The sequence below is a fragment of the Okeania sp. SIO2F4 genome, from assembly GCF_010672385.1.
In the GTDB taxonomy this organism is placed as follows: Bacteria; Cyanobacteriota; Cyanobacteriia; order Cyanobacteriales; family Microcoleaceae; genus Trichodesmium.
Window position 1 is genome coordinate 1 of the sequence record NZ_JAAHGT010000375.1, and the last position, 8,671, is coordinate 8,671.

An 8,671-nucleotide genomic window follows, 5' to 3' on the forward strand; every position below is an offset into this window, starting at 1 on the left:
CTGACTGCCTACACCTGATAATTCAGAAACTTTTCTTCAGAGCGACTCCGATAAATATCTATATATATAGATGTAGAGTCATACCATTTCTCTCTAGTTAGCTTTGGCAAAAAATTGAGAGTTTCAAACAAAATCTTTCACTGACAAAACCAGAAAAATTGAATAGTCGAAAACCGAGGAGATAATATTTCCAAAAATCCTACTCAGACCAGAAAAAATCTGACTGCCTACACCTGATAATTCAGAAACTTTTCTTCAGAGCGACTCCGATAAATATCTATATATATAGATGTAGAGTCATACCATTTCTCTCTAGTTAGCTTTGGCAAAAAATTGAGAGTTTCAACCAACATCTCTCACTGACAAAACCAGAAAAATTGAATAGTCGAAAACCGAGGAGATAATATTTCCAAAAATCCTACTCAGACCAGAAAAAATCTGACTGCCTAGACCTCATAATTGAGAAACTTTTCTTCAGAGCGACTCCGATAAATATCTATATATATAGATGTAGACTCAGACAAATCTCTCTAGTTAGCTTTGGCAAAAAAAATGAGAGTTTCAAACAAAATCTCTCACTGACAAAACCAGAAAAATTGAGTAGTCGAAAACCGAGGAGATAATATTCATCATTCCTCCCTTTTTCTTGCCTTACCAATATACATAATTGACATATCCTCATTTAAACTAACTTGAAAATATCCAGTTTTTTGATATAGCTGATAGTTAAGAATATTTGCCTTCCAGACTTGCACGAACTTCCGAATAAATACTTGTAACGACTTATCGAACTTCAGATTTTTTCTGAAAATATTCAACTCTCCCAAGACATAACCTATTTCTCCAAACAAGTCAAAACCTTTCATCTCTATCTCAATAAAATCCAAAGAAAGCATCAACTCTTTTAACTCCTCTGGTTGAATAAAATTATTCCAATCGTGAACCCCTAGAGGAATTAATCGTAATAAATTTTCCATCAACCAAATCATCACAAATCGAGATTGAAAATTTCTATTTATAGTGTCATAGAAAAAAATACCACCAGGTTTCAACACTCTATATATTTCTGAGATAACTTGATGATAATTAGAAACGTGTTCCAAAACATCCACACAAATCACAACATCAAAAGTATTATCTTGATAAGGCAATTTTTCAGCAACCCCGATTTTATAGTTAATATCCAAGCTATTTTCACAACTATGTCTTTGAGCAGCTTCTATACATTTTGCCGAAGAGTCAATGCCATAAGTTATGGTTCCCTTTTTTGCCATAAATTCACATGAAAAACCACCTCCACAACCAACATCCAAAACTTTTAATCCTTGCCATTGAGAGATGTATCTATTGAAAAATTGAAACCTGGGTTGATTGAGATAATAAAGAGCATAAATTTGAGAATTTTTATCCCACCATTGATTAGCACTTAGGTCATAAAACTCTAGGTCATTTCTTTTCATAGCTATTGATGAATTAAATCAAGCTTTTTTGATAAAATTAATCTCAAAAAAACTGAGGAAATAGTAGGATTTTTGTAATCATTCAGCGGTCAAATATCACAGTTTGATTATCTTTAAAGATAGAAGGAGGTAAAAGAAATTGATAAATTGAGAGATAATTAAAAGCTACTGCTAAAGTACATTTATTTAACCTTAGAAAAAATTATTCATTATTTGCTGTTAACGCAGTTATTCTACAGGAGGCTACCTGAGTGTTAATAGCTGAATGCTTATAATATGTCTAGCTCAACCTCGCCGTACACTCCAAAATTAACCTTTGATTTTGAACAGCATAAGGCTGAATTTCTAAAGCTTTTTGAAAAGCTAAAATAGCTTCTCGATATTCTCCTAATCCTGCATAACATAATCCCAAACCATGCCAAGCTCCAAAATGAAAAGGATTAAATTTAACCACCATCTCACAATCTTTTGCTGCCTTTCTGTACTGCCCTAAAGTGTAATAAAGAACCGCTCTTCGATTCCAAGCTTCTGCAAAATCTGGTAAATCCTCAATTAATTTATTTAACACTGCTTCTGCCCGATCAATTTCTCCAGCTTGCAACCAATTTTCTGAACGTCTAATTGCTTCTAACCCAGCAACACCTTTTTCTTCAAACCAAATTCTCCACAGTTCACCCGTGGCTTTATTTATAATCAATTCGTCGGAATTTTTTAAGTCTTCCAGTAATGCTCTAATTGATGATTTATCCATAATCTTAGTTGTAATAAGTACCTGTGCAAAATTAATTTAATTTTTTCTGGAAATAGGGAATAGGGAATAGGGAATAGGGAATAGGGAATAGGGAATAGGGAATAGAAAAAGTACTAGTTATCATATTAATGATAACCGCTAATGTACATTGATTTTGACAATAGTAAAGATATGGCATTTATGAAATAGATGAGGTACACAAGTTCTGGATTTTAAGCAACACAGAATAGAGAATAGGAAAAAATATTATATCTCAATTAATTATGAGAACCGCTATAACTGTTAAAAGCAACAAAGAACAGGAAAAATATTTTCAGTTATTAGCGCTCCTTTTCAAGTCAATATCTATATTTAGAATTCTATAGTAGTTGCCATTACTGTTAGAACATTCTCAAATTATCAAACTTAGCCACAGGAATAATTTGACCTTTAACTTTAGCTATAAAGGTACAACACCTTATCTTGGTGTAGGTAAGCATTCAGCCATTAGCTGTTTCATAAATAATTAATATACACTCTCTAAGTCAAGGTTAGTTTCCCATACTTTTAATTCTCCTTAAATCTCTCAATACTAATTTCTGCTATAAAGGCAATGAATTAATCGCTAATAGGTAATAGCTGACGACTGTTTGCTCCCCATTCCACAGGAAATGTTTACTGCTATATAACCTAATTATCTTAACCTTACCTATAGAGTTGAGAGACTGTTTATAAAATAAGTATTAAGAGACTTTTGGAGCAACTAAATCTTTAAGCTGGAATAAGACTAGAGATTGAAATCAGTCTAGAGTTAGGACGCACTTGGTACTCATACTCCTAAAGTTATAGTGAATTCTAAATTACAAATAATAGGGTCTTCGCCTATTCCCTGTTCCCTATCTTCTTTTTTATATTTCCTGATACATTCAATCTCTGATATACAGGAATCCTAAATAATTTATAAAAAATTTAGGCATGAGAAAAAAATCCTGAAATCCTTACCGAATAATTAACAATTATTAATTATTAATTAAATAATTCAGCTTACTCTGCCTCCCCTTTCAAGGGGAAAAGCGGTCGGAAAGCGGAGCATTCCGAAGGATGGGATGGATGGGTTACCGGCGCCATATCCAATCTCCCCTTGAGAGAAGAAATAATGTTTCCTTATACTCAATTCCCGAGCGGTTTTAACCTTCTTGTAATTATCAAGTTCGCCATTATCCATTATCCATTAATGAACTCTGTTTTCTTGTTATAAAATATTTTCTATATAACCAAAATAGGATTCCTATATAATCTGATTTTTGAGTGTACTGTTAGTTTACTTAATGTAGGTATTCAGCTTTTTAATGAGTAAGGTAACTCGATAAATTCTCCAGTTAGCAGATCTGTTTTGATACTTTTAATTCTGCCTGAGTCTCTCAATACTAATTCAGACTGCAAAAGCTATGAGCTGATTAATGAAAACTAAAAACCTACTACTGAATTTGGAATATATCAATAAATCTATGCCCAATATTTCCATCATTATTCCTACTCTCAATGAAGCAGCTTGTCTACCGCTTACTCTCAAAAATATTTCTTTACTTAACCCTCCACCAAAAGAAATATTAGTAGTAGATAGCTACAGCGAAGATGAAACAGTTTCCATTGCTCTTTCCTTTGGAGTTCCTGTCATTTATTCTCCTGAACGTGGACGTTCCATGCAAATGAATTTAGGCGCTAAAATAGCAACAGGAGAAATTCTCTGTTTTCTCCACGCCGATACTATAGTACCTCATGACTTAATTTCTATAATTTCCCAAACTTTGGCAAATCAAAACATTGTTTGTGGTGGATTTATTTCAATTATGGGTAATTCCGAAACTACTCGCTGGAGTATTTCCTTACATAATTATCTCAAAACTTTTTATGCTCCCCTACTTTTTCGCCCCCATTTATTCTTTAAAGGTTTGCGGATTTTGTTTGGAGACCAAGTAATTTTCAGTCGTCGTACAGATTTCTGGAAAGTCGGTGGTTTTAATACTAATCTATCGATTATGGAAGATGCTGACTTATGTCTGAAGTTATTTAAACTCGGACGAATTTATTTAGTAAATCGGTTTGTATATACTAGCGATCGCCGTGTAGCTAAGTGGGGAGTTTTCCAAGCAAATTTGATTTATCTATTTATTGGTTTTTTATGGGGCTTTGGAGTTTCACCTACTTTTCTTAAACGTTTTTATCAAGATATTCGTTGAAAGAGTTTACTAACTCTAATTAGGATTTTCAGGTTTTGCTAGGTATAGGTTACAAACATACCTATTACTAACTAGGTAGACAGGACAAAACTATTCCTATGCGAGGAAAAGTCATATCCTTAAAAAACCTTTTATCTTCTACTTTCTGCTATCAGGATAGCTGCCTTGTTATACCTACTTAATTTTTCAATTACCGAATAATTAATAATTAAATAATTCAGGTTTAAAGCCTCCCCTTTCCAGGAGAAAAAACGGTCGTTTTGCTGGCGTACAACTTTCCTATCGGAATGCTTTTCATGTCGCGCAGCGAAACACAAACGCACTTCAGCTATTGCCAATATGAAAAGCGGAGCAGTTATGCAAGAGGTAAGCATTCAGGTAGCTCCCCTTTAGCTTTTCCTGCGGAATGCTAGGTAAACAATTTTTCCTTAGTAATAATCCTGCACTAAGTAATTAATGAAAAAGATTAGCAAAGAATGATTTGAGAGTAACTTTTAATTGTTCCTCAATCTTTGAACTCTAATTCTTCCTTCAAAAAGAATAAGTTAATAGCGGTCAGCTCTCAGCTCTCAGCTTCATTACCTTTAAAAGAGGAAAAAGTAATAAGCGAAATTTCATGCTAATTAAAAGTTACTGTAAAAGTCGATTAGTTAACCTTAAAAGTCTATCGAGCTACATCATTTATTCAAAAGCTGAAAGCTGAAAGCTGAATGCTAATAGCTGAATGCTTACATAATCTCTAAAATTTTCCCTCTTTCAACTAACCCTTAAAATTTTGATTATTCTATGCTATAGTATGTCTTTAAGTATATCTCTGCTACTGCATTATCAAATATAATGTATAAAATAATACTTTGTATCTAAGAAGTAAAATTAAAAATTAAGCAGTTATAAACTTGTATTCACCATGATTATGTTCTCTTTTTCCTATCAATAAATACACTAATTATACTTGCTAGTTGAAAGTATAAAAAGTTTTTTTGTTATCAGAGAAAAATCTCCTAAAAGTCACTCAAAATCTGACATGACGTACTAATTTTCCAGCAGTCATAAATCTCACCTTAAGCAGGAAAATTGACGATAATATATTGCCATGAAGACAAATATCTGATAAAGTCCAATTAGTCAAGACTGACCATAATCTAAAATGAACAGCCCTAAGATTAACCCTCTACAAAAAAACTCCCAAATATACAAAAAATGACCGAACTTAACTTAGTAGAGGAAGAAGAACTAGCACCTTGGCGATCGCCCTTAGCCAGAGCGCTACATAAAAACCAGAGCCTTACCTATGCTCGTTATCTCCAGTTAGCAACAGTCACCCCAGAAAGAAAACCTAAAAATCGTACTATTGTATTCCGAGGTTTTTTAGAACAAACCAATCAGCTAAAATTCATCACCGACAGTCGTAGCCAAAAAGTAGAGCAAATAGAAAAAAATCCTTGGGGGGAAGTCTGTTGGTACTTTCCCAAAACCAGAGAACAATTTCGCCTCAGTGGAAAACTTACCCTAGTCAAAGCCAATAATCCTCATGCCAAACTTGCTAAAGCTAGACAAACTATATGGCAAGAAATTTCAGACAATGCCAGACAGCAATTTACTTGGCCTAATCCAGTAGAAAGTAAAGTAGAAGCTAGTGCTTTTGAATTACCCCCACCAAACTTAGCCAATCCCCTATTTAACTTTTGCCTATTATTACTATATCCAACAAAAGTCGAGCATTTAGAACTAAGAGGAGAGCCACAAAATCGCTGGCTTTATCAAATTGATACCCATAAAACTTGGTCTACTCAAGCCATAAATCCTTGAAATCTTTAAAGAACTAAACCTTGTGGTTATTATTTTTTGCTCAGTTGTGTTGAAAAATCAAATATAGGCTTACTTGTGTGAGAAAATCCAGGTCATTCTGTTTTTTCCAAGTAGTCAGCATGGCTGAAGTTTGAGCATATCCTACCCGTTCTTGTCGATCATACCAAGCTTAAGTTCCAGCAGCTAAAGCCTTGTTATAGATTAATCTGACACAACCCAAGGTTCTCCTTAGGAAATTTTCTGGCGTTGGTAAATCAAGAGATGAAACTTTAAGAGTAATCTCTTTCTGATACCTCTAAAATATCTAACCAGACTAAGTGATGGGTATCACCTAAGAGTAAAAAATCATCTTACCAATTACCAACACCAATTTTCTTGCTGCTTAGTAGAGTAAAAACTAAATTTGTAGTCTTTTTCAACCATCTACTGCTTGTTTGTTTGAGCTTTACATTTTTACATATTATGTGTGAAACCGCTCTTATTGATTGGTTTTCCCATGGGACACTCCCTTGCAGGAGAGAGCGGGTCTTCAACCAAAATTTAGATAAATAGGAGGAAAAAAGGCAGAAGAGACTTTATATTTACTAGAAAACTATATTTTATTAATCAAAAATCTTTTCCTCCTCATCCCAAACTAACCACAATACCCACTCTTTCAAATTTTCAGCCTATGTATAAATAAACCCTCCTAAATTAGCTATGAAATATAAACATCTTTCTTAACATAAAACTTGACAAGTTCAGTCAGTTATGCACGAGTATTGAATCAGCTTTTTTCTCAGAAATAGTGTATTGAATTAGACATAAAGAAGTGAGAAATGCGCACCAAGATTCTTACTCCCCCCTCCTCCCCCTCTTCCCTCTCTCCCCACCCTCCGACAAGGTTTTCAGGAGTTCCTTATAAGGGATAGCCTAAATTAGGAGGGGAGTTCCCGGCGGTGTGGTTAAATTTCTGAGCCATTCAAAAAAGTTTGAATGGCTCAGTCTTGGAAACTACGATCGGAATGACTCAAAGAAGATTCGGCATGAGACTTCACTAAAAGAGACTGTGATAATTGACCTTGTAAACTTTCCAGTTGTTGCTCAAGAGCATCAATTCGATCGACCAAAGTACGAATAACTTTAGCCTCAGAATCAGGTAAACTACCATGTTCTAGAGGATTAACCTTAACTCCAGAACGATGTACAACTCTACCTGGTACCCCCACCACTGTACAATCAGAAGGAACATCCCTCAAAACTACAGAACCTGCACCAATACGAACATTATCACCAATATTAATATTACCGAGAACTTTTGCACCTCCACCAATAACCACATTATCTCCTAAAGTAGGATGTCGTTTGCCACTTTCTTTACCAGTACCACCAAGAGTTACCCCTTGGTAAATCAGGCAATAGTTTCCCACAATAGCAGTTTCCCCAATCACAACACCCATACCGTGGTCAATAAATACACCTTGACCAATAACAGCTCCAGGGTGAATTTCAATCCCGGTCAAAAAACGGCCTATATGAGAAATTAAACGAGGGAAGAAAGGAAATCTCAAAGAATATAAATTATGGGCAAGACGATGAAATACTAAAGCCTGAAGACCAGGATAGCAAGTGAGAACTTCCAACCAATTACGAGCAGCAGGGTCTCTTTCGAAGATAATTCGGAAGTCAGCTAAAAGGGTTTTAAACATCAGACATTTACCATTTTTAGTTCAGCAGATCACTTTAGATTATACTTGAATGTGAATCAAATTAGTTGTTTAAATGTGGCTCAAAATACTACTATTATGTCTGGATTTCCGATCAAAAAAGTATAGTATTGATATTTAGTTGGTTAATGATGAGTATCTTGATTTTAGAACCAATCGAATTAATACAATTCTTGCTTCAGTATATCATTGAATATGATGCTTGAATGTGAATCAAATTAGTTGTTTAAATGTGTCTCAAAATACTACTATTATGTCTTTATTTCTGATAACTATGGTATTGATATTTAGTTGGTTAATGACGAGTGTTTTGATTTTAGAACCAATGGACTTAATACAATGGCTGCATATTCCCCGGTGGTTATGTCTATCAGTAATTTTCCTAGTTATTTCTTGGTGTTTAGGAGATTAACGATCAATGATTGTTTGATCTTATGCCAATAATCAAAAGTATTGCTATAATTAGGAGCTGGAAAAATAAGGTTCATTCATAACAGAAGTTACTAAATACTAAAGATTAACTCCAACAAATAATATTTAGGAATATAAAATTATAGTGTTCATAGTTGATGTTCAGCAATTAACAATTACCTATCCTTTTTTAGGAGAAGATTGCCTAAAAGGAAAATTTTTTCTTTTCTCTTGGTCGATTATATGGGGTTCCCTTCTAGACCTGAGGGAAGGGAAACTCCCTCTTGGAGAACCACTCCACAATTCAAGTCGGGG

At 34.2% G+C, this 8,671-nt stretch carries 8 protein-coding genes and 1 pseudogene; 3 read left to right on the forward strand and 6 right to left on the reverse strand.

Going from position 1 to position 8,671, the window contains the following annotated elements:
- Positions 1 to 8: 8 nt before the first annotated feature.
- The 4 genes from F6K22_RS21930 to F6K22_RS21945 form a co-directional block, all read right to left on the reverse strand.
- The gene (locus F6K22_RS21930) at positions 9 to 131 is read right to left on the reverse strand and encodes a hypothetical protein (RefSeq protein ID WP_293102654.1); all 123 of its coding nucleotides are present in this window, start codon (positions 129 to 131) and stop codon (positions 9 to 11) included.
- 96 nt (positions 132 to 227) lie between these two features.
- On the reverse strand, positions 228 to 353 hold the full coding sequence (locus F6K22_RS21935) for a hypothetical protein (RefSeq protein WP_293102657.1): 126 nt from the start codon (positions 351 to 353) through the stop codon (positions 228 to 230).
- Positions 354 to 629: 276 nt separating this feature from the next.
- Positions 630 to 1,460 (reverse strand): bifunctional 2-polyprenyl-6-hydroxyphenol methylase/3-demethylubiquinol 3-O-methyltransferase UbiG, encoded by an 831-nt coding sequence (gene ubiG, locus F6K22_RS21940; RefSeq protein WP_293102660.1) that lies wholly within the window; start codon positions 1,458 to 1,460, stop codon positions 630 to 632.
- 280 nt (positions 1,461 to 1,740) lie between these two features.
- Entirely contained in the window at positions 1,741 to 2,211 is a 471-nt protein-coding gene (locus tag F6K22_RS21945; protein ID WP_293102663.1) for a tetratricopeptide repeat protein, read from the reverse strand.
- A gap of 1,439 nt (positions 2,212 to 3,650) precedes the next feature.
- On the opposite strand from F6K22_RS21945, the gene F6K22_RS21950 reads away from it, so the two are divergent.
- Together F6K22_RS21950 and F6K22_RS21955 are read left to right on the forward strand one after the other, a co-directional pair.
- Positions 3,651 to 4,430 carry a TIGR04283 family arsenosugar biosynthesis glycosyltransferase gene (locus F6K22_RS21950; RefSeq protein ID WP_293102666.1) on the forward strand — a complete coding sequence of 260 codons (780 nt, stop codon included), beginning with the start codon at positions 3,651 to 3,653 and terminating at the stop codon, positions 4,428 to 4,430.
- 1,200 nt (positions 4,431 to 5,630) lie between these two features.
- Positions 5,631 to 6,239 carry an Npun_F5749 family FMN-dependent PPOX-type flavoprotein gene (locus tag F6K22_RS21955; protein WP_293102668.1) on the forward strand — a complete coding sequence of 203 codons (609 nt, stop codon included), beginning with the start codon at positions 5,631 to 5,633 and terminating at the stop codon, positions 6,237 to 6,239.
- Between the two features lie 67 nt (positions 6,240 to 6,306).
- Here the strand turns inward: F6K22_RS21955 and F6K22_RS21960 are convergent.
- Both F6K22_RS21960 and cysE read right to left on the reverse strand, forming a co-directional pair.
- Positions 6,307 to 6,519 (reverse strand): annotated as a pseudogene (locus F6K22_RS21960) (helix-turn-helix domain-containing protein); the annotation flags it as partial.
- A gap of 700 nt (positions 6,520 to 7,219) precedes the next feature.
- Positions 7,220 to 7,927, reverse strand: coding sequence for a serine O-acetyltransferase (gene cysE, locus F6K22_RS21965; RefSeq protein WP_293102671.1), 708 nt, complete (start codon positions 7,925 to 7,927; stop codon positions 7,220 to 7,222).
- A 250-nt stretch (positions 7,928 to 8,177) separates the two neighbouring features.
- On the opposite strand from cysE, the gene F6K22_RS21970 reads away from it, so the two are divergent.
- Positions 8,178 to 8,357, forward strand: coding sequence for a hypothetical protein (locus F6K22_RS21970; RefSeq protein WP_293102674.1), 180 nt, complete (start codon positions 8,178 to 8,180; stop codon positions 8,355 to 8,357).
- Positions 8,358 to 8,671: the final 314 nt, after the last annotated feature.